We start from the raw sequence: 24,060 nt of genomic DNA on the forward strand, positions 1-24,060 counted from the left end.
ACCAAAATAAAGATTATGTCGAGCTATGGAATTGGAGGAAACGAAGTAAAAGGTGATGCATCAGAAGCAATTGCCGATATTCCTCAAAACAAAACATTAGTAATTGAACAACTTACAGCCGATGCGCCAATTAAACCAGGCATTGTAGAAGGATTACAAACCGTAGAAGACGTATTTGCCCACTACAAACCGGAGGTTGAAGTAGAGTTTCAAAAAGAAGATGGCTCCAATGCTAAAGAAGCACTCTCGTTTAAAAATTTAGGCGATTTTGGAGTAAAAGGAATTACCTCCCAAAGTGGCTTTTTAAAAGACCTAAATACACAACGTGAGCAATACGCCAAAATCGGGAAACAATTAAAAACCAACAAACTCCTGCGCAGTACTATTGAAAATGACGACACCAAAGCCGCACTTATTGATGCTTTGCGTGCCCTAATTCAAGAATTAGACGATAACAAATAAATTTTCCTTACATCCAAAAAGAAATACTGTACGTTATGAGTGAACAAGAATTACAACAGCAACAAGCTCAATATAAAGAAGTTGAAAAAATAGCTAATCCGGCTGAGCTTTTAGAAAGCAGCTCAGCCAAACTAGCTAAACTAGGAGGATTCGATTTAATTGAAGTTTCCATTGATGGAACTCAAAACCTAAACCCTACCAGAAAAGCCAGAAAGAAAATTTTCTTAACCGAAGCCTCTAAAAGAGAAGAGCGCGATGAACTAAAACGCACCCTCAAATTGTGGGTAGATTTATTGGCGCAACCGGGTTCCATTTCCGATATGGTAGAAAAAAGCCAACAAAAATCTGAGAATGCCGAGAGCCTATTGAAAGAAAACCAACTCCGTGCCTTAGATGCTACTAAAAATTTAGAGCGCTCTTACCGCAATGTTGCTTTCTTCTTTAAAAATGCCGAAGCAGAAAAAGTAAAAAACGTAAACTTTATGAACGCCACCAACGAGCAATGTCAAGATTTAGACAATACTCGTTTTGTAGATGCAGTTCGCGAAGAATTAGTGCGCTGCTACGATAAACTCGATTTGCGCAACAACTATTCACTTATGGTAGTTCCAGGTTACTTGGGCTCCAATAAAGTGGTTGAAAAATGGTCGAAAATTGCACACGATAATAAAGTGATGATGGTTACCGACTTTATGCACTTAGACGGAGCCGATGATGTAATGGAAATGTTTGAAGATGCCAACCTTACCGGTGGCGATATGTATAAAAGCAATACACTCATGACCTGCAATTGGCTTGTAGGACGCGGCAAAGCAACAGAACTGGGCGAAGACGAAGACTTGTATGTACCACCAAGTGGAGCAATGGCAGGTAAAATATACTCTACGCTTATGTCGCAAGTAGCAGCCGGTAAAAAACACGGCTCCTTAAACGAGGTAGATCAAGTTCGCTTTGAAACCAAAAAAAGTGAAATAGCCAATATGGAAAAATTAGGCTTAGTGCCTATGGTAAACGAATACGGAAAAGTAATGGCATTCTCTGCCAAAACTCTTTTTAATGGCGATAATCTTGGTCTGCAAACCTACTCCGTAGTACGCGTATTCGATTATATCACAAAAGTATTGATGGATTTCTTAAACCGCAGAGCTTTTGAAAACTTCAATGCCAATACGCGCAAAGATTTAATGAGCCAAATCGTAAAATTTTTAGACAGTGTTACCGGTCCCGGAAAACTAATCGAAAAATTCTCTATTAAACGCTTTGAGCAAGACCCAAACCAAAAGGATAAAATATATTTAGACATTCACATGACACCATATTTCCCTGCGAAGAACTTTATGATTAAGATGGATGGCCAAAAAGGCGATGACGGTACCCAATGGAACTCCGATTATGCACAAGAATAAATTTTCATCAACTATTTTTTAAAACAAAAATCCAAATCGTATGTCATTCAAGGCAAAATTTAAAGCAGGTGCGATTGAGGCAAATGTACTCAGCGCAAGTTTTTCATTGCATCAAGATACCGATGCAACCGGTCGTCCATCATCAATTACACGTGGTGGCCTAGTTACCATTACTGTTGAATCTACCGACAAAACAGAGTTATTTGAGTGGATGTGTAACAGTTTTGAGCGCAAAGATGGCTCTGTAACGTACCTTAAACGCGACCAAGACGCCAAATCAAAAGAGTTAAAATTTACCGAAGCTTACATGGTAGATTACTCAGAAGTATTTAGTGCCGGAGGCGGAGATCCTTTTAATATTACATTTACCCTTTCTGCAAAGAAAATAGAAATGGGAAGCGGCTCTCACGAAAACGAGTGGGTATAAACAATCTTTCATTAAAAGACTGTTTCTTTTTCGGAGCCTGCTTTGAATTAGAAACAGTCTTTTTTCATTTTTAAAATAGCAATTATGGCTGTAAGTGCTAAACTTAAAATAGATGACGAAGAGTTCACAGTGCTTCGTTGCGAATATGGGTACCATTACGATTACCATAACGACACGCTGCAACCACGCTCTAATGGTGCCTATTACCCAATTACTGTTCGGGTAGAAACAGGCACATCCCTAACACTCACCCGGTGGGCCATAGATGGCATTCAGAACAATCGCCCGCAACACGCCAAAAACGGCAGGGTAGTTTTTTCGAGAAGAGACCGCGACATAGAATCTACGCTAAAAGGAGTACACTTTAGAAATGCCTTTGTAATAGACTACAAAGAATTTTTCGACTCCTCCGGACTTTCACCCATGTATATGGATTTGGTAATTGTAGCCGAATATATGGCAGTAAGCGACACCGATGAGTCAACACAAATTGCATCGCGCGAATGGACCCGTCCATTTCACCAAAATCAATAAGTTATGTTAGTTAAAGCTGAAGTAAAAATTAGCGGAGGAAAAGAATTTACCACCACTCAATTTCACTCCATAGTTATCCGAAAAAATATTTCGGGAACCAATTACTTTGAAGTACAAATTGATGAAACCCAAATTGAAGGTGATAATGCCTCCATAATGAACGAAGGCGCTAAACTTATTGGCAAAAAGGTAAGCATTAAATTTTCGCCCGAAGACCAATCTCCACAACTTTACTTTAAAGGTATAGTTACAAAAGTAAGTAACCACAATTTGCCCGACCAATGTATTATGGTAATTGCAGGCGAATCTTCGGATATACTTATGCACTATGGCAAAAAGAAAAAAGTGTTCAATAACATGAACATTAAAGACATTGTAAAAAAAATAACAGCTACTTACCCTGCAGATTCGGTGTCTGTAAACGTAAATACAGACCAGCCGCTCGCCAATTTACAATCTACCTTTCTGCAATACGATGAAACAGATTATGAATTTCTGTGCCGGCTTGCCAATACCACCGGATCTTGGTTTTTTAATGACGGTACTCAAAGTTACTTTGGCAAACCTAAAGAAGAAAGAACCATTGAACTCATAAATGGCATTAACCTAAACTACTTTGATATTGACACAAAAGCAGGTGGCATTTCATTGGCTGCACGCTCCTATGTTCCCAGCTCTAATCAAAAACTTTCGGCCAACAAGCAATCTGGCGCACCAAGTGGTGCAGACCAAATTACATCCTCTGTGGTAAGAGAAAGCAGCAATACTTTTTTAAATAAAGAAGAGCTTTTTGCAGACGCATCCCTGCCAAACGCACAAGCTGTAAACGACTTTATACAAACCCAATACAAACAAGCAGTATCTGAGTTGGTTAGCATCTCGGGCAGCAGCAACGATACACTTCTTAAATTAGGCTCCAAGGTTAAAATAAAACGAATAAAACAATCCGAACAAGAAACCGTAGGCGAATACCGAATAGTGTCGCTAACCATAAATATCACTTCCGATTTCCATTACAGCAATAGCTTTACAGCCATTGCTTATGCAGATGCAGCACCGCACAATCCAGCCCTTACCAAAAACAATATACCGCCAACCATGATTGGCATAGTAACAGATGTAAACGACCCCGATAAAGTTGGCAAAGTTAAAGTACGCTTCGATTGGCAAGAAACCAACGAATTTTACGATTGGGTTCAAGTACTTTCCCCCAACTCCGGAAACGATTCCGGTTTGTTTTTCAGACCCGAAACCAACGAAAGAGTTTTGGTAAACATCAATAGTTTTATCGGCTCTTTCGATGCCTTTGTTATTGGTTCCTTTCACCATGGTGAAGCTAAGCCAGACCGTTGGTTTCGCCAACGCGATAACCAAATAAAAGGGCTGCGAACAGTTGAAGGAAACGAAATTCTTTTAGAAGATAAAGGCAACGATGGCAGAGCCATTAGCATACAAACCAAAGATGACGATGGCAATTATGTATGGATAACCGACAACAACGGCTCTACCGAGATTTACCTTCGCTCAAAAGTTATTAAACTTATGGCAGAAAATGATTTAGAAATTTCTGCCGGAGGCAAACTGGTATTGCAAGGAACCGATGTAAAAATTTCTTCCGGCAAAACCTCCGTTAGCAAAGACAGCGCCTCGCAATCTTCCGGCATGGCCACATTAGAACTCAGCAATGCTGGCGATACCAAACTAAATGCAAAAGGTAAAATAGAAATGAGCGCTCTCGATATGAAGTTAAGTTCCAATACCAATGTAAATATTTCTGCCACAGCTAATTTCGATGTTAGCGCCAATGGAAAACTTTCTATTGCCGGAACCTCCTCTTCTTTCCAAGGAAAAGTAGATGTTACCATCCAAGGCGCATTGGTGAGAATAAATTAAACGGTGTACATGAGCCTATCTAAAAACTATAGTTTACCCATTCGTACCGATTTACTTACCAAAGGTAAAGAACATCCTGCCACTTCTTTAAAACAATCATTAGCAGATTTTATACATCTCATTTTAACTACTTCGTTGGGCGAATGCAAATTTCATCCCGAATTGGGCTGCTCGGTATGGGAAAACGATTTTGATATAGTGGTATCTGCCAACCTGCTGAAAGATAAAATGCAAAATGCTATTAGAGACGCTATAGAACAAAACGAAAAACGCCTAACCAATGTGCGTGTAGATATAAAACTTTCGCAAGAAGAAATTGTTAGCGAAGGCAGAGGACTACGCATTAAACGCAAACTAGATATTAAAGCCAATGGCATTGTGGTAAAAACCAACGAACCATTTGAGTACTTTGAAAAAGTATATATCGGTCCAATTTCATACAGCTAAGACCAATGCCAATAGTGCATGAAACTGCATTCAACAAGTTGAACTATTCCATACTTTCGCAAAAATATGACCAGTTTAAACATAGGCAATACCGCTCCCGATTTTGCAGCCCTAAACCAACGTGGCGAAAGCATTTCACTTCGGCAATTTAGAGGCAAAAAAGTAATTCTATATTTCTATCCTAAAGACGATACTCCGGGCTGCACCAAAGAAGCCTGTAGCTTCCGCGATGGATATACTGAACTAAAAAATGCAGGTTATGAAGTGCTTGGCGTAAGTATCGATAGCGTAAAAAAACACCAAAAGTTTGAAGAAAAATACAACCTGCCTTTTATGCTCCTTAGCGATGAAGACAAACAAATTGTAGAGGCATACAACGTTTGGGGCAAGAAAAAATTTATGGGTCGCGAATATATGGGCACACACCGTGTTACCTTTGTAATAAACGAAAAAGGGAAAATAACTCGCATCATAGATAAAGTAGATGTAAGCAATGCCGCCCGGCAAATTTTAAACGAAATACTTTAACATAAGCCAAAACTCTTCCAAACCGATTTTTTCTATATTCGTAAACTTTTAAAAAAAACGATATGCGGTTTGGTTTATTCTTTACAACACTCTTTGCCACTTTATTGCTTCATGCCCAAACTCGTTTTTTAAAACACCATGTAAAATCCGGAGAAACCATCTACACCATTGCTACCAAATATGGTGCCGATGCCAAGTACCTGCTCATGCTAAATAATTTGCCCGATAATGTAAAGCTTGGCAGTGGCGATGTGGTACTTATCCGTGAATTAAAACCGGGTGAAGAACCTGCCACAGAGGTGAAAGAATTTGTAGAAAAATCTACCTACCAACCCACAAAAACTACTGCAGCAACTTCAGAAACTACCACCGGCAATGCCGAAGAAATAAAAACCACTAAGGCTGTGGCAAAGTCCACCACCACTACTGCCACCAAAATAGCAGTTGAAAAAACAACAGCACCAAGTACCATCAATTACAATGGAACCGGATATGAAGTATCTAACAGCGGTGTGCATGTGGTAGAAAAAGGACAAACCTTTTACCGCATTAGTGTTATTTACGGCATTAGTGTAGATAAACTAAAAGAAATGAATGGGCTTAGCAATACCAACATAAGTGTTGGTCAAAAATTAAAAGTGCCAACCCGCTAAACTTGCCAACCTTTATTGAAAATTGTACATCTTGAAATCTTTGTTTTCATCCAAACATTATATTCACAGTATTCAACAAAAAACAATTACAAACAATTTATGAAAGTAAAACTCTACTCAGTTGCAGCAGTTACATTTTTTTTAGCTGCCATGGCAGTAAATACTAAAACCTACACCAATAGCACAGTTCCGCCTCCGGGGCACTCTGGCGACCCTGTAAGCAACCAAACCTGCGCAGCAAACAGCAATTGCCACGGTACTACTACCAACGATGGCACTTCAATAATAACGCTGCAAATTGGAACCAGTGCCGGTTTATTAAGCCCAATGACAACTTCATTTGTGCCAACAGCATCTACCGATTACTATATTGGGTTAAGCATAAACGGTACCGCGCAAAAATACGGCTTCGAGTTAAGCGCACTTAATTCTTCTAATGCACAAGCCGGTACTTTTACAATTACCAATGTAAACGGTACGCAAAAAAATACTCTTAGCAATATTGAATATGTATCGCACAAAAATGCGAACGCCACAAAAAGTTGGTTAGTTAAATGGACTTCGCCTGCCAGCATTAGCGGACCTATTACATTCTACGCAGCCACCAATTTAGCTGATGGAAATGGCAACTCAACCGGAGACAACATCTATAAAAGAGCAGTTTCTATCAACGGAACACCAAGCGCAATTAACGATCTAAAAGAGTTAAGCAGCATTACTGTATATCCAAATCCTGCCAGCGAAAATATTACATTAAGCTACAACCTGCTTAGCAACCAGTATGTTACTGCTCAAATCATGAACAGCGAAGGAAAAACAGTAAGAACACTTGTAAGCGAAAACCAAAATATCGGTGTAATAGAAAACACATACAACATTGCAGATTTAGCAGCCGGAAAGTACTATGTACACATCAATGCAGCCGGAAAATCATCTGTAAAGCCTTTAGTAAAATTCTAAGCACACAAGCAGTTTATTCAAACTAATGAAACAACTTCTTGCTTTCGCTTCGGCATTATGGATAGGTGTAAGTTTTTTGCAGTCGTGTTCTAGAGATAGAACTCCACCACCAAACAAAGTGGCTTGCGACTCATCTAAAACTTACACCTATACTGCCGATGTAAAAGCCATATTCGATAATTCGTGCGCCACAATTGGCTGCCACAATGCTGTGGCACCAGCATCGGGAGTGGTACTAGATAACTATTTGAATGCTAAAGCCTTTACCGAGAATGGCCAGGTTTTATGCGCCATACACTATCAACCCGGCTGTATTTCTATGCCGGCCAGCGGCAAATTGCCCGATTCGCTTATTCAAAAAATAGATTGTTGGGCGCACTCCGGTTTTGCAAATTAAACTTTACGTACAATCGGCATTCAACAAATAAAATTGTACTTATGAAGATACTACTTGGAAGTTTCCTACTACTGTTTTCGAGTGTTTGGGCAACAGCACAAGATAATTTCATTACCCAAACCGGAAAGGTTCACTTTTTTTCTAAAACTCCTTTAGAAGATATTGAAGCTACCACCCAAAAAGCTGTAGCCGTTTTATATACTGCCACCAAAAAAGTACAGGCAAAAATTCCCATTCAAAGTTTTGAGTTTAAGCAAAGACTCATGCAAGAGCACTTTAATGAAAACTACATGGAGAGCGATAAATATCCCTATGGAAGTTTAGATGCAGTTATCTCCGAAGCTCTTGATTTTACTAAAGATGGTGAGTACGATATTACATTAAAGGGCACCCTAGATATACACGGAATAAAAAAGCCGCGCGACATAAAATGCAAACTTACCATAGCCAACGGAGTGCCACAAAAAGCTACTGCCACTTTTGATGTAAAGCTAGTGGAGCATAAAATAAAAATCCCCAAAGCAGTTATTCTTAATATTGCTGAAGTAATAACGGTAGATGTAGATTTCAACTTAGTAAAGTATGAAAAAAAGTAACCGCTACCAGAAACTAAAAAGTGCATGAAACAATTTTTATCCAAAGAATTTACCGCTGTTGTTGCCTGCATTTTATGGCTTGCAATGCCTATGCGAGGGCAAGATTTAATAAATGAATTAGCCAAAGAACAGCAGAAAAAGAGCAAAGAATATGTGTTTGCCACCTTTAAATCTACACGCCTAATTCATGGGCAAACCGTAGAAATGACAAAAAAAAATGCACTCGATTTTCGTATTGCGCATAGGTTTGGAAATATAGCATCTTCGCCCAACGAGCACGTGCATAATATGTTTGGCTTCGACCAAGCTGCCGACATTCTATTTTCTTTAGATTATGGAATTTTAAGCGATTTGAGTGTAGGTGCAGGCAGAGCCAAAGGCAATGGAGCCGTTGGCGAATTATGGTTTGCCAACGTTAAATATCGCGCACTAAAGCAAACAACAGACTTTAGGTATCCGGTAAGCATTTCGTTTCTAGCACAAACAGCCGTAAGCTCACAGCGCAGGCAAGTAAATTCGCCCGAACTAATTGCAAGTTTTCCAAAATGGTATCACCGCTTTAGTTATGTAGTTCAAGCACAAATAGCCATAAAAGCAACCAACTGGCTTAGCCTTCAACTTTCACCAAGTTTTATTTGGCGCAATTTGGTTGCCCACAACGATAAAAACGGAATGTTTGTACTCGGTTTTTTGGCTCGCGCCAAAGTAACCAAGTGGTCTGCCATAGTGTTTGAATACTTTATGCCTATTACGCAAAACGGAGCTACTTTCCGCCAATACTTTCCGATGGTGCGTGGTATTAAAAATGCAGGCTACTACCCAGGCATTCACCTTGGCTATGAAGTAGAAACCGGAGGACACGTATTCCAAATTAACCTTACCAATACAGCAGGATTACTAGAAAACGATTTCTTGGCATATAATCCGCACAACTGGGCACAAGGGCAGTTTAGGCTTGGCTTTACCATTACAAGACCATTCCAGTTTGGTAAAGACATTAACCCATGGACCGGCAGATATACCAAGAAAAAATTATTGCGCGATATGCAGGCGCGTGCTAAAAATTAAACCTTAGCAAAGCTGCTTAACACACTGCTCTAAACTTGTTCTCCAATAAGGAATTTCGTAAGCAAAAGTTTCCTTAAACAGTTTTTTATTCAGCACGCTAAACTTAGGGCGCGCAGCCGGAGTTGGATATTGGTATGTTTCTATCGGAAAAATTGGCGTATGCAATCCTGCAATATCGCGTACTGCAATTGCAAAATCGTACCAACTGCAAACACCTTCGTTGGTAAAATGAAAAACTCCTTGCTGCGCTAAGTGCTTTTCGTTACTCGCAATATGCAAAATGGCTGCCGCCAAATCGCCTGCATAAGTTGGTGTGCCTATTTGATCGTAAATGATATTGAGCTGCGGCTTCTCCTTACAAAGGCGCAGCATTGTTTTCACAAAATTATTGCCAAAGGTAGAATACACCCAAGCCGTACGTAAAATAATAGCGCTCGGCAAGTGCTGTTGTATCTGCTTTTCGCCCTCCAATTTAGTAGAACCATACACACTAAGCGGATTAGTAACATCGGCTTCAACTAAAGGTCTTGCCAAGTTCCCATCAAATACAAAATCGGTTGAAACATGAATAAGTTTTGCACCGTTTACTGCACAAGCCTTAGCCAATATTCCGGCTGCGGCTGCATTTACATTATATGCAGCATCCTTCTCACTTTCAGCTTTATCTACCGCAGTGTATGCAGCGCAATTAACACAAAGCTGAATGTGCTTAGCTGTAAAAAAAGTAGCCACGGCAGCAGCATCTGTAATATCTAAATCGGCAGAAGTGGTAAAGAAAAAATTATGTATGGCAAAACTACTTGCCAGCAATTTTATTTCGCTGCCTAATTGACCATTAGCACCTGTTACCAGAATATTCATTTAATACACAAAATGAGTTACACAATTTGCAAAAGAAGGCAAGTCTTTATCTTTCTCAGAAACAATAGCATCGCCTAATTGAATACCCCAATCAATATTCAATGCAGCATCAAAACCATTGATGCCGCCTTCACTTTCTTTAGAATAAAAATTATCGCACTTGTATTGGAAAATAGTATTGTCTTCTAAAACCGAAAATCCATGTGCAAAACCGCGTGGGATATACAACTGCAATTTATTTTCGGCAGAAAGTTCAATGCTAAAATACTTACCAAAGGTTGGTGAACCTTTGCGAATATCCAATGCAATATCGAGTACCCTCCCGGCAACTACACGCACCAATTTTGCTTGAGCAAATGGCTCGTGCTGATAATGCAAACCGCGCACTACGCCTTTGTTTGAACGCGATTCATTATCTTGTACAAAAGTGGTGGCAATACCAGCTTCTTCGAAAGTTTGTTTATTAAACGACTCAAAAAAATATCCGCGCGAATCTGCAAAAACCCTTGGCTCAAATACTTGGAGATCGCGGATTCCGGTTGCTTTAAAAGGCATGTTTACAATAGTTGTTTATTCTTTAAAAAATCGTATTCAATAATTTTGCGAACGTAAGGCAATTCCAATGCTTTATGAAAAACCGGAATCAACTTCATGTTATGAATATCGGTAGCCACAAAATCAATCATATCAGCATCAATCAGCATTTCGGCAGCTTGCTGTGCACCTCTGCCATACACACCACAAAGCGAACCAAGGTTTACCTGAAAAAACACTCCTAAATCGCGCACTTCTTCAAATGCAGAAATATCCTTTCGATAGTAAAACGGATAGCGCTCCGGATGTGCCAAAATTACATTATAGCCTGCAGTGCGCAAATCGTATATGTATCCGGTTAAACTTAATGGCGGATGCACATAAGAAAGTTCAATAAGTACATAATCTTTAAAAAGCGGCAACAGCGACTTTGCTTTTATTTTAGGCAGTAGTGTTTCATCTACATAATACTCTGCCGAAGCAGAAAACGGAATAGAAATATTCTTCTTCAACAGTGCTTCACGTACCTCATCGCAACCGCGCAAAATAGTATCGTTAGAATTGTTGTAACCATCGGTTACTACATGCGGTGTGGTAATAATTTTCTTAAACCCCAACTGAATGAGTTGCTCAATTACGGCTACTGCTTCATCCGTAGTTTTTACACCATCATCAATTCCGGGAATTAAATGCGAATGCAAATCTACCTCCAGCGCACCTAAATCGTGCAACTTTATTATCTCTTCCTTTTTCCTGAAAAAATTTTGTAGCCAACCCACAAGGCAAATAAAAACTATTCCATTCAAAGAGAGTTCAATTTCAATCTTATTTGCATTGTTTAAACTACAATTACTGTTATGTCAAATAGCTTTCTACAACATTTATGAACTCATAATACATATATTTTTCACACAGTAATCATCTAAACATTCATATCAATACACTTCTACTCCGGCAACATAACTTAAATTCAACAATTTGAAACTGACACACCACTAACTTATTGCATCTTTACATCAACATAAAACACAAATTTCACAAACGAGATAAAAAACAACAGCTGCTTAAAAACACAGTAGCAACAAGCACACACCAATGCACCACACATATAAACAATTATTGCTTTCAGTATTAAAAAACAGTTTAGCTATATGAAGTACCTTCTTATTTGTATTCTTTTCTTGGGCGCAAACGCAACCCATGCACAAATACAGCAAACATTGCTGCTACCTATGAATGAAATAGAGTTTAAGCAGCGCTATAATCAAATGATTTCTATGCCCGGTGGCGATGAAGCCAAACTAAAAACCTTTCGATATTTTATTACCAACCGATCGCTCAGCAGCAAACAAGTAAAACAATTTGCCACCACCATCATAAACGATGCATTCCGCTACGAACTTGCATTGAGTGCTTTTGCTGTTACTACCGATAAAGAAAATTTTTACGAGGTGTACGATGCATTTGCTACCTTCTCAACCGTTTTCCGGTTGCACGATGCCATCCATGCGTTTGCACCAACGCCTTCTCCTGCACATCCTCCTAAACATCCGCAACAACCAAATATCACTTATCCTTCATGCAATAACTATATAGGAAAAAAAGGGTGTGCACAGCCACTTTCTAATGGAGATTTCAACTTTTATGCAGCCACCTATTTTTTAAAAAACAATGATGATGAAAGAATAAACGAAGCGCGAGAACTTGCAAAACGCTACTGTATTTCTATGGAACAGTTTATGCGAATGGCACTCACATTTAACTTAGATAACAACCGCATGGCATTTATGAAAGAAACCTTTCCTCGCATATTCGATTTAGAAAATTACAACTTTGCCACTGCCGTTTTCGATAATGAATTTCAACGCTCCGAATGGATTGGCTTTGCCCGAAACATACTTAAACAATTAACTCCACAACTGCCGCCACCACCTCCTCCGGCTCCGGCTTGCACCGTTTCGCAAAATGAATTAGATGAAGTAAAAACAACCATTGCCAAACAATCCTTAAGCCGCACTATGGTAGCGGTTGGCAAGCAAGCCATAGAAGCAAAAAAGTGCTTTTCATCTAAACAAATCATTCAAATTGTGCGCCTATATTCTTTTGATAAAGATCAACTGGATATGGCAAAATTCGCCTACGACTTTACAACCGATAAAGAAAATTTTTACACGGTTGCCAATGCGCTTTCTTTTACTTCTAGCAAAGAAAATTTAATGCAGTTTATTGATTCAAGGAAGTAAACCTACTTATTCAACTAAAATGCCACTCCCAAACCCATACTTAGCCGCTGATAAAATCTATTAGTGCTATACAGTATGTTTTCGGAGTACTCGTATTTCCACTCACTACTGCTTTTGTGCATTACATATCCTACCGTAAACGAAAGCGAGCCACGGCTGCGCGTGTAAATTCGTGCACCAAGTGCAGCCCCAAAGTATATACCTCCTCTGCTTTTCATGTAACTAATATATGCATCTCGCTTCTCTTGCACTAAGAATGAATAACCGATTTCGGCACTTACTAATGGCGTTATTTTAGTTTTTAAAAATTCACTTTGCAGTTGTGCAAATACGGGCACAAACGTTTGCTTGTGAGCAAAATTTCGTTCCACCGCCACACCTGCTCCTGTAAATAAATAATTGCTAAACCGCCATCCATGAACGGTCTTTAACCCTAATGAAAAAATTCCCTCTCCGGCAGTTTCCACATCGGGGCAGTACGGGCAATAATCCGGCTTGCCGTATGTTTTTTCAAAACCAACCAATGAGCGCAGCTCCACACTTCCCATGTATCCTCTGTGCTTTGCATAAAAAGTTTTTACAGGCTGCGCCATAAGACTGTCGCGGCTTTCAGAGGTTTTAACTAAGAGTGCTAAAATTAAAATCAAAAAATATTTCGGCATACAGGCAACGATAATTACAGCCTAAACGTTTGCAATGCACTAAAAGGTTGTTTCACTCAAAAAAAAAGATTTTATGAATAGAATACTCATGTTGCTAACCGTTTGTGTGATTGCATTTTCTTCTTGCAAAAAAGAATGCACCAAAACTATGACCTATAAAACTTATGAACCCGTTTATCTCTCCTTAGAAGAACTCCGAAAACCCATAAAAGCAGAAACTCCGCAAGCATTAAAAAAGCCCGGAAAAATTTACACCTACGGAAAATATCTTTTTGTAAACGATATAGATAGAGGCATACATGTAATTGACAACAGCAACCCTGCTGCACCTCAAAAAATTTCTTTTATCAATATTCCCGGTAATATAGACTTGGCTGTAAAGGGGAGTAAGCTATATGCCGATAGCTACATAGATTTACTTACAATTGATATTAGCAATCCGGCAGCACCTACTCAAGTAAGCAGAATTGAAAATGCCATACCAGATAGAAATTTAGGAGCAGGCTACTATTACGACCCTGCAAAAGGCGTGGTAAAAGAATGGAAAGAAGTATTGCGCACCGATACTTTTAGCAACGATTGCAATTCTAGTTCATCCGGAGGTTATCCTATTCTGTTTGAAGGCGATCCTGTGGGTGGTGGCGTAATTTCTAATGCCTCAGGAGGTGTAAAAACCAACACTACTGCACCCGGAAAAGGCGGCTCTATGGCTCGCTTTGCAATTGCAGCCAACCGCTTATACGTGGTAGATCAAAGCAGCTTAAAAGTATTTTCTTTAAGCAACGATGCCTTGCCTACACAAACTTCAACCGCTTACATTGGCAGAAGTATTGAAACCATTTTCCCTTACCAAAGCAAGTTGTTTATTGGCAGCATGAGCGGCATGTTTATCTATGGTTTAAACAATGCAGATGCACCCGATTTATTGGGCAGCTACAGCCATGCCACCGCCTGCGATCCGGTAGCCGTAGAAGGAAATTATGCCTTCGTAACTTTGCGCTCCGGCACCATTTGCTCCAATGCTAGTAACCAACTAGATGTAGTAGATATTTCCAATGCCGCAGCACCAACATTAGTAACTTCGTATGCCATGACTAATCCACATGGTGTTGGTATAGAAAACGGAACACTCTTTGTGTGCGATGGCAGCGATGGCCTAAAAGTTTTCGATGCCACCGATGTTACCAAAATTACCGATAACTCATTGGCTCATTTTCAAAATATACAATCGGCAGATGTAATACCTTTCAACAAAAAATTGATTATGACAGGCGAAGAGGGAATATTTCAATACGACTACTCCGATACAAAGCATATATCTTTGCTGAGCGTTATTAGAAGAGACTAATTACTTACCCTCCCGAATGGAAGTAACATACAAACAAACTTTAGAAGCTTTAATAGAAGGATGCCTTCGCCAAGAGCCGTTAGCCCAAAAACGGCTCTACGAAAGGTATTTCGGCAAACTCATGGGAGTGTGTATGCGCTATGCTTCTTGTAAAAGCGAAGCCATGGAAATACTAAACAACGCCTTCCTTAAAATTTTCACTTCCATAGAGCAATACAAAAGGGGAAATGGAAACTTCGAAGGCTGGATGTATCGTATAGTAGTAAACTCAGCTATAGACCACTTGCGAAAAGAAATAAAACACCGCCACACAGACGAAGAAAAAGCCATCTTTATAGAAACCTCCGAAGACATACTTTCAGCATTGCAGGCAGAAGAAATTATTGCCTTGGTAAATAAACTCTCGCCTGCATACCGTGCTGTTTTCAACTTGTATATAGTAGAAGGTTATACCCATCAAGAAATTGCAACACAGTTGAATATTACCGAAGGCACCTCTAAAAGTAATCTCGCAAAAGCCCGTATGAATCTTCAAAAAATGCTTCGCGAAACCATGAAAATTCAAGATACAAAACTATTGGCAAATGGAACCGAATGATAAACTTTTAAAAGAAAAATTAGAAGCATATCAAGCACCATTCGATGCTGCTGCATGGCAAGGTATGGAGCAATTGCTTCAACAAAAAAAGAAACGCAGGTTTTTAGTGTGGTGGTGGTGGCTCGGCACTTCGCTCGCAGCAGCTATTGCCGTTATTTCACTACTGCTACTAACTCCTAAGGAAAACGCCATCGGCAGCAATCCTGCTATTGCAACTGCCAATAGTTACAATCATAAAAATTTCACAGAAAACACTACGCATAACACATACTCAACTACACGCAGCACTGATGCCAAAACACCAGTAACAACAACCCAAGCAGAACAACAGCATTCAACAATTCAGCAAAGCAACACCACAGAAACTATAGCTCCACACTCCCACTTTACTGCATTCAATGGTAAAAAAAATCATACTAAAGCTTTGCGCAAAGCGCTAGCTGCATCGCCTAAAGCCCAGCCACACCAAAGCCAACTGCCCATATATACCACACCTACTACACAAGCACCATACACCACCCTAAATGGCTTAGCAGCCACCGAACTAAGTACGCAAAATACAGCTCTAGAATTACAGCAAAACGAACAAAATGAATCGGTACAACTTCCGGTAAAAAAGAAAAAATATCGGTATGAATTAGGCATCAATTCCGGTAGCTTTGCAGTAGCAACAGGCAATAACTTCCACACAAAACCATCATGGTTTTTAGGTATTCAAGAAGCTTATCGCTTTGGCAAATATTTTGCCTTTACTGATGGCTTTTATTACAGCCGTACATCGCTTCGCCAACAATTTTCGTTGGCAGACTCCGGTATCGGACTAAAGCACTACGAAACAAATTTTCATACCGTTTCGCTTGCATTGGGCGTACAGGTATATCCTATTTCTACCAAGAAAATAGATTGGTATATAGGCGCAGGCATATTCAATAATTTTAAAATAAAAGAAAGAATAGAATACACCATAAATGCACAAAAAGTTACTGAAGACCAACTAACAGGAAACCCGCCAACTGTAGGAACCATGAATGTGGGAAACAAGAGCAATACCGTTGCCGAAACCGAATTGCAAAAAGGATATGGCACAAAAATATACACGCTGAATGTATATACTTCTACCGGCATAGAAACAAGCCTATATAAAGGTTTGCGAATGAACATGGGAATTCAGTATCAATTGGGGGCTTTAAAATCCATAGACAAAATATCGCACCCGCACTTTATTGGTGCCGAACTCGGATTGCGGTATAGATTCTAAACTCACTTTATTAAAAAAGTTAAAACTACGCAGCGGGATAAAAATCGTATTCCTAAAGCCGAAACACTTCTTATTTTCGCGCCTCACAAAACTATCATATATGAAAAAATCATATTTTTCCATTGCACTTTTAGCACTTACACTTACAGCAAGTACTGCATTCTCACAAGCCTTTGAAAAAGGAGGAAAGTATATTAACGTAAACTTGGGCGCAGCTCAAATGTGGCACATAGGTGGCGATCTTAATTACAATAATTACGGCTTTAATGGCTATACACCTATTACCGGACAATTAGGCTTGCAAATGGAATTTGGTGTACACGAATATGTGGGCGTTGGCTTTACCACAGGCTTAGGTTTTGGAGCCGGCTTAGGAGGACACCGCTATTATGGTTATTACGGCTATTACAACTATAATTACTACACTCCCGAAGTAAACATTCCTATTGGCGCATTTGCAAACTTCCACTTCTACCAACTTATTGCCGATAAAACAGGGAAAGATATCCATGCCGACAAATTAGATATTTACGCAGGTTTAAATGTAGGCTCAGGAGCAGCCATTTTACTTCCTAAAAATTCCGACAAGACTTATGTTTCTGCACTTTTCTTCATTGGGCCACACGTGGGCGTTCGCTACTTCTTCAACGAAAAAGTTGGTGTAAATGCAGAATTGGGCTACGGCAAAAGCTTCTTCAACGGAGGCGTAGTTTTCAAACTCTAAACAGCTACATACATGAAAGCAACATACACACCTGCCGACAACAAAAAACGTTGCGGTTGGTGCTTAAAGGATGATTTGTATGTTGCCTATCACGACCATGAGTGGGGCACACCCATACATGACGATAAGTTGCTATTTGAATTTTTGGTACTTGAAAGTTTCCAAGCTGGATTAAGTTGGCATACCGTTTTGAAAAAACGCGAAAATTTTAGAAAAGCATTTGCCGGATTTGATGTAGCCAAAGTTGCAAAATTTAATACTGCCAAAGTAGAAGCACTCATGCAAAACGAAGGCATTATCCGCAACCGCTTAAAAATAGAAGCTGCTATAAACAATGCTGCCTGCTTTATTGCAGTTCAAAAAGAGTTTGGTAGTTTCAACAAATATGTTTGGCAATTTACCGGAGGAAAAACCATTGATAACCATCCCAAAACACTCAGCCAAGTACCGCCAACCTCACCGGAAAGCGATGCCATGAGTAAAGATATGGGAAAACGAGGTTTTAAATTTCGCGGCAGCACTATTTGTTATGCATTCATGCAAGCCGTTGGCATGGTAAACGATCATATAGAAGACTGCTGGCGAAAAACCCAAAAGTAGTTTCCACTGCCACATTGCAACATTTACATGTAAAATTATTGCCCCTAATTATTTTATCCACTTAGGTTCAATTTTACGCACCAAGTATTTCAAGTAAAATAAGAAGTTTGCGTTGCACCCTTCGTGCATATTCTCCATTATTTTCTTACATTTCACATTATGCAGTTCGCTCACTTACATTGCCATACCCAATTTTCGCTGCTCGATGGTGCAGCAAAAATTCCTGCACTCTATAAAAAAGCAGTAGCCGATGGGCAAAAAGCCATTGCCATTACCGATCACGGAAATATGTTTGGCGTATTTGAGTTTGTAGCCGAAGCCACCAAAATAAACAAGAGCGCTGGCTCTACTGTAATAAAACCAATTGTAGGCTGCGAATTTTACGTTGTTCAAGACCGTACAAAAAAAACTTTTACCAAAGAAGATAAAGACATTCGCCACCATCAACTCCTGCTTGCCAAAAACGAAACAGGCTATAAAAACCTTGTAAAACTGTGCTCACTCGGCTTTACCGAAGGCATGTACGGCAAATATCCGCGTATAGATAAAAGCCTTATTGAAAAATACCACGAAGGACTAATTGCCACCACCTGCTGCATTGGAGCAGAAGTGCCACAAACCATACTACGCAAAGGCGAAGCCGCAGGCGAAGCTGCATTTAAATGGTGGCTCGATTTATTTGGCGAAGACTACTATGTAGAACTCCAACGCCACAATCTTTTAGAGCAACACCAAGTAAACGAAGTACTTCTAAAATTTGCTCAAAAGCACCAAGTAGTAGTTATTGCTTCAAACGATTCGCATTATGTAGATAAAGAAGATTACAATGCACACGATATTTTACTCTGTATAAATACCGGTGAAAAAAAAACCACACCTATTCAAAAAGATGTGGTAGATGAAGACGACCTAAAAACCCATGCCAGACGCTTTGGCTTCCCCAACGATGAATTCTATTTTAAAACCACCGCAGAAATGGCCAAGCTTTTCGAAGATATTCCAGAAGCAGTGGACAACACCATGCAAATTGCAGATAAAGTAGAAATACTATCGCTGGAAAAAAGTATTCTACTACCCAATTTCCCCATTCCAAAACAATTTGAAATACACACCACCACACAGTTTATTGATAAAAATGAAATTACACCCGATGTACACAACCAATGGGAGTACCTTAAACACCTCACTTACGAAGGCGCACAAAAACGCTATGGAGAAATTACCTCCGATATTCAAAAACGCTTAGATTTTGAACTCTTCACCATTAAAACAATGGGGTTTGCCGGTTACTTTTTAATAGTGAGCGATTTCATAAAAGCAGGAAGAGATTTAGGCGTACTCATTGGCCCCGGTCGCGGCTCGGCAGCAGGCTCGGCTGTAGCATACTGCATCGGTATCACCAATATAGATCCTATCAAATACGATTTGCTATTTGAACGCTTTCTAAACCCAGACCGCAAAAGTATGCCCGATATAGATACCGATTTTGACGATGAAGGCAGGCAGCGCGTTATTGATTACGTAGTAGATAAATATGGCAAAGCACAAGTAGCACAAATTATTACCTACGGCACCATGGCGGCCAAAAGCAGCATAAAAGACGTAGCACGCGTACTCGATTTGCCATTGGCAGAATCCAATGCACTTGCCAAGTTAGTTCCCGATAAACCGGGCACTTCTCTCGAAAAAATACTTACCACACCTGCCGAAGGTAAAGACGGACTAAAAGAAAAATTGAACTACCAAAGCGATGAAATAGACAACATAAAAAAACTACAAGAGAAGTTCCACAGCCAAACCCCCGAGGGCGAAGTATTGCGCGAAGCCATTAAACTGGAAGGAACCGTACGCAATACCGGAGTACACGCTGCAGGTGTAATTATTGCACCCAAAGACCTACGCGAAATTTTACCCGTTGCCACCGCTAAAGATTCCGACCTGTGGGTTACACAATTCGAAGGAAATATTATTGAAAATGCGGGCGTAATAAAAATGGACTTTTTAGGATTAAAAACCCTTACCATTCTACGCGATGCAGTGCAATTGATAAAGCAGAACCACCAAATAGAAATTGATTTAGATGCCATTCCGCTTACCGATGAAACTACATACCAACTATATCAACGAGGAGAAACCAATGCCACTTTCCAATTCGAAAGTGTAGGAATGCAAAAATACCTCAAAGAATTAAAGCCCGACAAGTTTGGCGACCTCATTGCCATGAACGCCCTCTACCGCCCCGGACCAATAGAATACATTCCCCAATTTATTGCACGTAAACACGGGCGCGAGGTAGTAACCTACGACCTCCCCGAAATGGAAGAAACACTTAAAGATACTTATGGCATTACCGTATATCAAGAGCAAGTAATGCTACTCTCGCAAAAACTTGCAAACTTTACCAAAGGCGATGCCGATGTGCTTCGAAAAGCAATGGGTAAAAAAGACCGTAAAACCCTAGATAAACTAAAACCAATGTTTATTGAAAATGCTTCACAAAAAGGGCACGCCCCCAAAATACTCGAAAAAATATGGAGCGACTGGGAAGCCTTTGCCTCCTATGCCTTCAATAAATCGCACTCCACCTGCTATGCCTTTGTAGCCTTCCAAACAGCATACCTTAAAGCCCACTATCCCGCAGAATATATGGCTGCCGTGCTTTCAAACAACATGGGTAACATCGAAAAAATCACCTTCTTTATGGATGAATGCAAACGCATGGGGCTAAAAGTAAAAGGACCCGATATCAACGAAAGCAGCCTAAAATTTGCGGTAAATAAACAAGGCGAAATCCGCTATGCACTATCTGCCATTAAAGGCGTGGGCGAAGCTGCCGTGCAATCGCTCTTAGAAGAGCGCAATACCAATGGAGCATACACCTCTATTTTCGATCTTACTAAACGCTCTAACCTGCGTTCGGTAAATAAAAAATCGCTAGAAAACTTAGTGCTTGCAGGCGCATTCGATAGCTTTCCAAACATAACCCGCAGCATGTATTTAGAGAAAGACGAAAAAGGAAGTTATGGATTAGAATATGCCATGCAGTACGGCCAAAAAATACAAAACGGAAAAGCCATGCAGCAAAATTCCTTGTTTGGCGGCACTGCCGATGACGATATTGCCGAACCCAACATACCCAAACGCGAAGAGTGGCCACTACTCGAAAAACTAAAAAAAGAAAAAGAAGTTACAGGCATTTACTTGAGCGGTCATCCACTAGATGATTACAAACTCGAAATTCAACATTTTACCAATTGCAAATTATCCGATATTGAAAAAAATAGAGATAAAGACTTGCGAGTGGCGGGCATTGTGGCATCTACCACTACACGCATAGGAAAAAATGGAAATGCTTATGCCATCTTCACTTTAGAAGACTACGATGGTTCATACGAAATAGCCCTTTTTGGCAAAGATTTCTTAGATTTTAAACCATACATTACACAAGAAGGAGCTTTGCTCCACCTGCAAGGTCGCTACCAGCTACGTTTTAGAAACAGTAATAGCTTTGGTTTTGTAATATCGCGAATAGAACTCTTAAGCGAAATACGCCAAAAGCAAACCCAATCGGTAGTTTTTTATATAAACGACCTTGAAATATCTGATTACATTATTGATGAAATAGTAAACATCTGCACAAAACATCCGGGCAGTATTCCCGTAAAATTCTGTATTAAAAACGAAGAAGATAATTTTGAAGTAAAACTGCGCTCCAATGTAAAAATAGACCTCTCTTCTTTCTTCTTGGCAGATCTGAATTTACTCCCTGAATTGCATATTGGATTAAACAATAGCAGGCCTGTAATAGAAATGAAGTCTTTAGCTTTAGATGATGAAGAATCGGAACTGCAAACCACCATTGACACATCAGAAAATGATTAGCATCTATCTTTGCCAATTCTTAAAACTCCAAATTGTGAAGAAAAAGTTAATAATTATACCACAGAATACGTTGTAATTATTACTTTGGTGCGGTAAAATAAATTTCAAAACAAAATTCTGTGCTATGAAAAAAATTCTTCTTGCAATGGCAACCTTTTTTACGGTTGCTGCCAATTCGCAAACCTTAGTTGTGGTGCACAACTCACCAGACCCTACTGCTGCGGTAGTAGATGTTTGGGTTAACGTACCATCTTTGGGTGTAAACCAAAAGGTAATTGCAAATTTTCCATTTAGAAACTACTTTGTTTACTCTGTACCCACACTTCCTCCCAATACAGCTGTAAATGTTCAAGTAAAAGCTGCCAATAGTGCTGCAGCCGACCCTTCTCTGTACACTAAGAGTTTTTCAGGCGGTATTCCTTCAGGCAACTTCGTTTTAGAAGCTACCGGTCTATTGGATCCGTCATTAAAAAATGTAAATGCCAACGACAGTTTCCAAATTGCAGTACACCCTGCTCAACTAACTGCTACAGCCGGGAAGGTAAATATCGCAGTTTACAACGGTTCCCCGGATGCTGCTCCGCTAACTACCCAATCGTTTATTACCACCATTCAATCTACCAAAAGAGATACGCTTAACGACAACTTAGCGTTTGCCGGTTCTTCTAGCTACAATGAGTACTCTGTAGGTTCTAAAAGATTGCACGTGTACCCAACAGGAAGCACTGCTGCAACCCTTATGGCTAATGGCGATACCCTTAAAGCGCTTAACGGATATGCTGCACATATCTTTGCTTCAGGCTTTGTAGATACAGCAGGCACCAATGGTGGATTACCTTTCGGTTTGTTTGCTGTTACTACCAATGCATCAACTAGTTCAAGCACCGGTTCTGGTGAACCAATGATTGCACTTCCAAAAGAAAAAATTGCAGGTGTGGTTCAAGTATATCACAACGCTGCAGACCCAGCCGTAAAATCTGTAGATTTATATGTTGGTGGAATTAAACAAGTATTGGGTCTAAACTTCCGTGCAGGTTTCCAGTCTGCAGGTTTTATCCAAGACTTCGATTATGTAATTGATTTACACCAAAAAGATTCTGCTTCAAGCATATTAAACACCACTTTGCGCTTTGGTACAGACAGTGTAGTAGCAGTAGTTTCCGGAGTATTAGATACCACTAAATTTTCTGCCAACCCCGATGGTGTAAGCAGAAAGTTAAACTTTTTCCTTAACCAACCTGCAAGACTTACCGCACCTGCCGGTAGTGCAAGAGTTACTTTATTCCACGGTGCTACCGATGCAGAAACTATTTCTTTAACTGCTCCGGCTTTGGGCGGTTTGGCAATTGCTACTGCAACAAAATATGGTGAATTTAAACTTGCCGATCCACTTGGAACAGGTGTGGTTTCTACTTCTTTAGGAACTGTAGTAGTAGATGTAAAATTACCGGATAGCTCTGTTTACAAATCGTACTTAGTGCCTCTTACTGTATTCGATGGAAAAGCTGTTACAGTTTGTACTTCAGGTTTTGTAGATTCTGCCAGCAACCAAAATGGTGCTTCATTTAGAGTATTTGCAGGTTTGCCAAGTTCACCATTCCCACAAATTCTTTTCTTGAAAGATACTAGCTTTACTAGCAGTATTACCAATCCTGCCATTGCAGACCTATCTTTCCGCATGTTCCCAAATCCTGCTACTACCGAACTAGTTTTAGGCTTTGATGTAAAAGAAGAAAGCAATGTTTCTATCGAAATTTTAGACCTAAACGGTAAAGTTGTAAAAACAGTATTGAACGATGTATTTACTGCCGGAACTGTTTACCACACCGAAAGTGTGCGTGAACTTTCTAATGGTTTGTATTTTGCACGTGTAAGAAGCGGCAACGCCACTTCTACTTACAAGTTTAATATAGTTCGCTAAAAGCACTAAATAAGACATTGTACAAAAAAAGGGAAGTAAGCAATTGCTTCCCTTTTTG

General features: G+C 39.8%; 24 protein-coding genes. 20 read left to right on the top strand and 4 right to left on the bottom strand.

The genetic code is table 11. The annotated features are described in order from the left end of the window. The first annotated feature begins 15 nt into the window (after positions 1 to 15). The 12 genes from KF872_07530 to KF872_07585 all read left to right on the top strand — a co-directional run bounded on the left by KF872_07530 (position 16) and on the right by KF872_07585 (position 9,371). A complete protein-coding gene (locus KF872_07530; GenBank protein ID MBX2903392.1) occupies positions 16 to 462 on the top strand; it encodes a type VI secretion system contractile sheath small subunit in 447 nt (148 codons plus the stop codon). A 35-nt stretch (positions 463 to 497) separates the two neighbouring features. Further along, positions 498 to 1,868: a DUF5458 family protein gene (locus KF872_07535; GenBank protein ID MBX2903393.1), complete on the top strand. Its 1,371-nt coding sequence runs from the start codon at positions 498 to 500 to the stop codon at positions 1,866 to 1,868. Between the two features lie 40 nt (positions 1,869 to 1,908). Further along, positions 1,909 to 2,295 (top strand): phage tail protein, encoded by a 387-nt coding sequence (locus KF872_07540; GenBank protein ID MBX2903394.1) that lies wholly within the window; start codon positions 1,909 to 1,911, stop codon positions 2,293 to 2,295. An 84-nt stretch (positions 2,296 to 2,379) separates the two neighbouring features. Next, positions 2,380 to 2,829: a hypothetical protein gene (locus KF872_07545; protein MBX2903395.1), complete on the top strand. Its 450-nt coding sequence runs from the start codon at positions 2,380 to 2,382 to the stop codon at positions 2,827 to 2,829. Between the two features lie 3 nt (positions 2,830 to 2,832). Next, positions 2,833 to 4,722 (top strand): hypothetical protein, encoded by a 1,890-nt coding sequence (locus tag KF872_07550; GenBank protein ID MBX2903396.1) that lies wholly within the window; start codon positions 2,833 to 2,835, stop codon positions 4,720 to 4,722. Between the two features lie 9 nt (positions 4,723 to 4,731). Continuing rightward, complete coding sequence (locus KF872_07555; protein ID MBX2903397.1) at positions 4,732 to 5,169, top strand: GPW/gp25 family protein; 438 nt, start codon at positions 4,732 to 4,734, stop codon at positions 5,167 to 5,169. Between the two features lie 66 nt (positions 5,170 to 5,235). Then, the gene (gene bcp / locus KF872_07560; GenBank protein ID MBX2903398.1) at positions 5,236 to 5,697 is read left to right on the top strand and encodes a thioredoxin-dependent thiol peroxidase; all 462 of its coding nucleotides are present in this window, start codon (positions 5,236 to 5,238) and stop codon (positions 5,695 to 5,697) included. 62 nt (positions 5,698 to 5,759) lie between these two features. Further along, positions 5,760 to 6,350 carry a LysM peptidoglycan-binding domain-containing protein gene (locus KF872_07565; protein MBX2903399.1) on the top strand — a complete coding sequence of 197 codons (591 nt, stop codon included), beginning with the start codon at positions 5,760 to 5,762 and terminating at the stop codon, positions 6,348 to 6,350. 99 nt (positions 6,351 to 6,449) lie between these two features. Then, a complete protein-coding gene (locus tag KF872_07570) occupies positions 6,450 to 7,310 on the top strand; it encodes a T9SS type A sorting domain-containing protein (GenBank protein MBX2903400.1) in 861 nt (286 codons plus the stop codon). A gap of 25 nt (positions 7,311 to 7,335) precedes the next feature. Beyond that, positions 7,336 to 7,707 carry a hypothetical protein gene (locus KF872_07575; GenBank protein ID MBX2903401.1) on the top strand — a complete coding sequence of 124 codons (372 nt, stop codon included), beginning with the start codon at positions 7,336 to 7,338 and terminating at the stop codon, positions 7,705 to 7,707. A 41-nt stretch (positions 7,708 to 7,748) separates the two neighbouring features. Then, positions 7,749 to 8,303, top strand: coding sequence for a YceI family protein (locus KF872_07580; protein MBX2903402.1), 555 nt, complete (start codon positions 7,749 to 7,751; stop codon positions 8,301 to 8,303). Between the two features lie 24 nt (positions 8,304 to 8,327). Beyond that, entirely contained in the window at positions 8,328 to 9,371 is a 1,044-nt protein-coding gene (locus KF872_07585) for a hypothetical protein (protein ID MBX2903403.1), read from the top strand. A 3-nt stretch (positions 9,372 to 9,374) separates the two neighbouring features. Here the strand turns inward: KF872_07585 and rfbD are convergent, their stop codons facing one another. The 3 genes from rfbD to KF872_07600 are packed head-to-tail and all read right to left on the bottom strand — an operon-like array spanning position 9,375 to position 11,545. Next, complete coding sequence (gene rfbD, locus KF872_07590; GenBank protein ID MBX2903404.1) at positions 9,375 to 10,232, bottom strand: dTDP-4-dehydrorhamnose reductase; 858 nt, start codon at positions 10,230 to 10,232, stop codon at positions 9,375 to 9,377. Further along, on the bottom strand, positions 10,233 to 10,787 hold the full coding sequence (gene rfbC, locus KF872_07595; protein ID MBX2903405.1) for a dTDP-4-dehydrorhamnose 3,5-epimerase: 555 nt from the start codon (positions 10,785 to 10,787) through the stop codon (positions 10,233 to 10,235). It abuts the gene before it with no gap. A 2-nt stretch (positions 10,788 to 10,789) separates the two neighbouring features. Further along, entirely contained in the window at positions 10,790 to 11,545 is a 756-nt protein-coding gene (locus tag KF872_07600) for a histidinol phosphatase (GenBank protein MBX2903406.1), read from the bottom strand. 372 nt (positions 11,546 to 11,917) lie between these two features. Here KF872_07600 and KF872_07605 point away from each other — a divergent pair, with 372 nt between their 5' ends. Continuing rightward, entirely contained in the window at positions 11,918 to 13,009 is a 1,092-nt protein-coding gene (locus KF872_07605; protein MBX2903407.1) for a DUF4476 domain-containing protein, read from the top strand. A gap of 14 nt (positions 13,010 to 13,023) precedes the next feature. On the opposite strand, the gene KF872_07610 is transcribed toward KF872_07605, so the two are convergent. Beyond that, a complete protein-coding gene (locus KF872_07610) occupies positions 13,024 to 13,656 on the bottom strand; it encodes a hypothetical protein (GenBank protein MBX2903408.1) in 633 nt (210 codons plus the stop codon). An 88-nt stretch (positions 13,657 to 13,744) separates the two neighbouring features. Between KF872_07610 and KF872_07615 the strand changes: the two genes are divergently transcribed. From KF872_07615 to KF872_07645, 7 genes are all read left to right on the top strand, one after another. Then, complete coding sequence (locus KF872_07615; GenBank protein MBX2903409.1) at positions 13,745 to 15,019, top strand: hypothetical protein; 1,275 nt, start codon at positions 13,745 to 13,747, stop codon at positions 15,017 to 15,019. A gap of 16 nt (positions 15,020 to 15,035) precedes the next feature. Then, entirely contained in the window at positions 15,036 to 15,617 is a 582-nt protein-coding gene (locus tag KF872_07620; protein MBX2903410.1) for an RNA polymerase sigma factor, read from the top strand. Beyond that, a complete protein-coding gene (locus tag KF872_07625) occupies positions 15,604 to 16,875 on the top strand; it encodes a hypothetical protein (GenBank protein ID MBX2903411.1) in 1,272 nt (423 codons plus the stop codon). Before KF872_07620 ends, KF872_07625 begins: the two co-directional genes overlap by 14 nt. 100 nt (positions 16,876 to 16,975) lie before the next feature. Continuing rightward, entirely contained in the window at positions 16,976 to 17,599 is a 624-nt protein-coding gene (locus tag KF872_07630; protein ID MBX2903412.1) for a hypothetical protein, read from the top strand. 12 nt (positions 17,600 to 17,611) lie between these two features. Next, a complete protein-coding gene (locus KF872_07635) occupies positions 17,612 to 18,199 on the top strand; it encodes a DNA-3-methyladenine glycosylase I (GenBank protein MBX2903413.1) in 588 nt (195 codons plus the stop codon). Between the two features lie 159 nt (positions 18,200 to 18,358). Further along, positions 18,359 to 22,081: a DNA polymerase III subunit alpha gene (gene dnaE / locus KF872_07640; GenBank protein MBX2903414.1), complete on the top strand. Its 3,723-nt coding sequence runs from the start codon at positions 18,359 to 18,361 to the stop codon at positions 22,079 to 22,081. A 124-nt stretch (positions 22,082 to 22,205) separates the two neighbouring features. Next, complete coding sequence (locus KF872_07645; GenBank protein ID MBX2903415.1) at positions 22,206 to 24,002, top strand: T9SS type A sorting domain-containing protein; 1,797 nt, start codon at positions 22,206 to 22,208, stop codon at positions 24,000 to 24,002. Positions 24,003 to 24,060 lie beyond the last annotated feature (58 nt).

It is taken from the genome of Chitinophagales bacterium, assembly GCA_019638515.1.
Taxonomy (GTDB): domain Bacteria; phylum Bacteroidota; class Bacteroidia; order Chitinophagales; family LD1; genus UBA7692.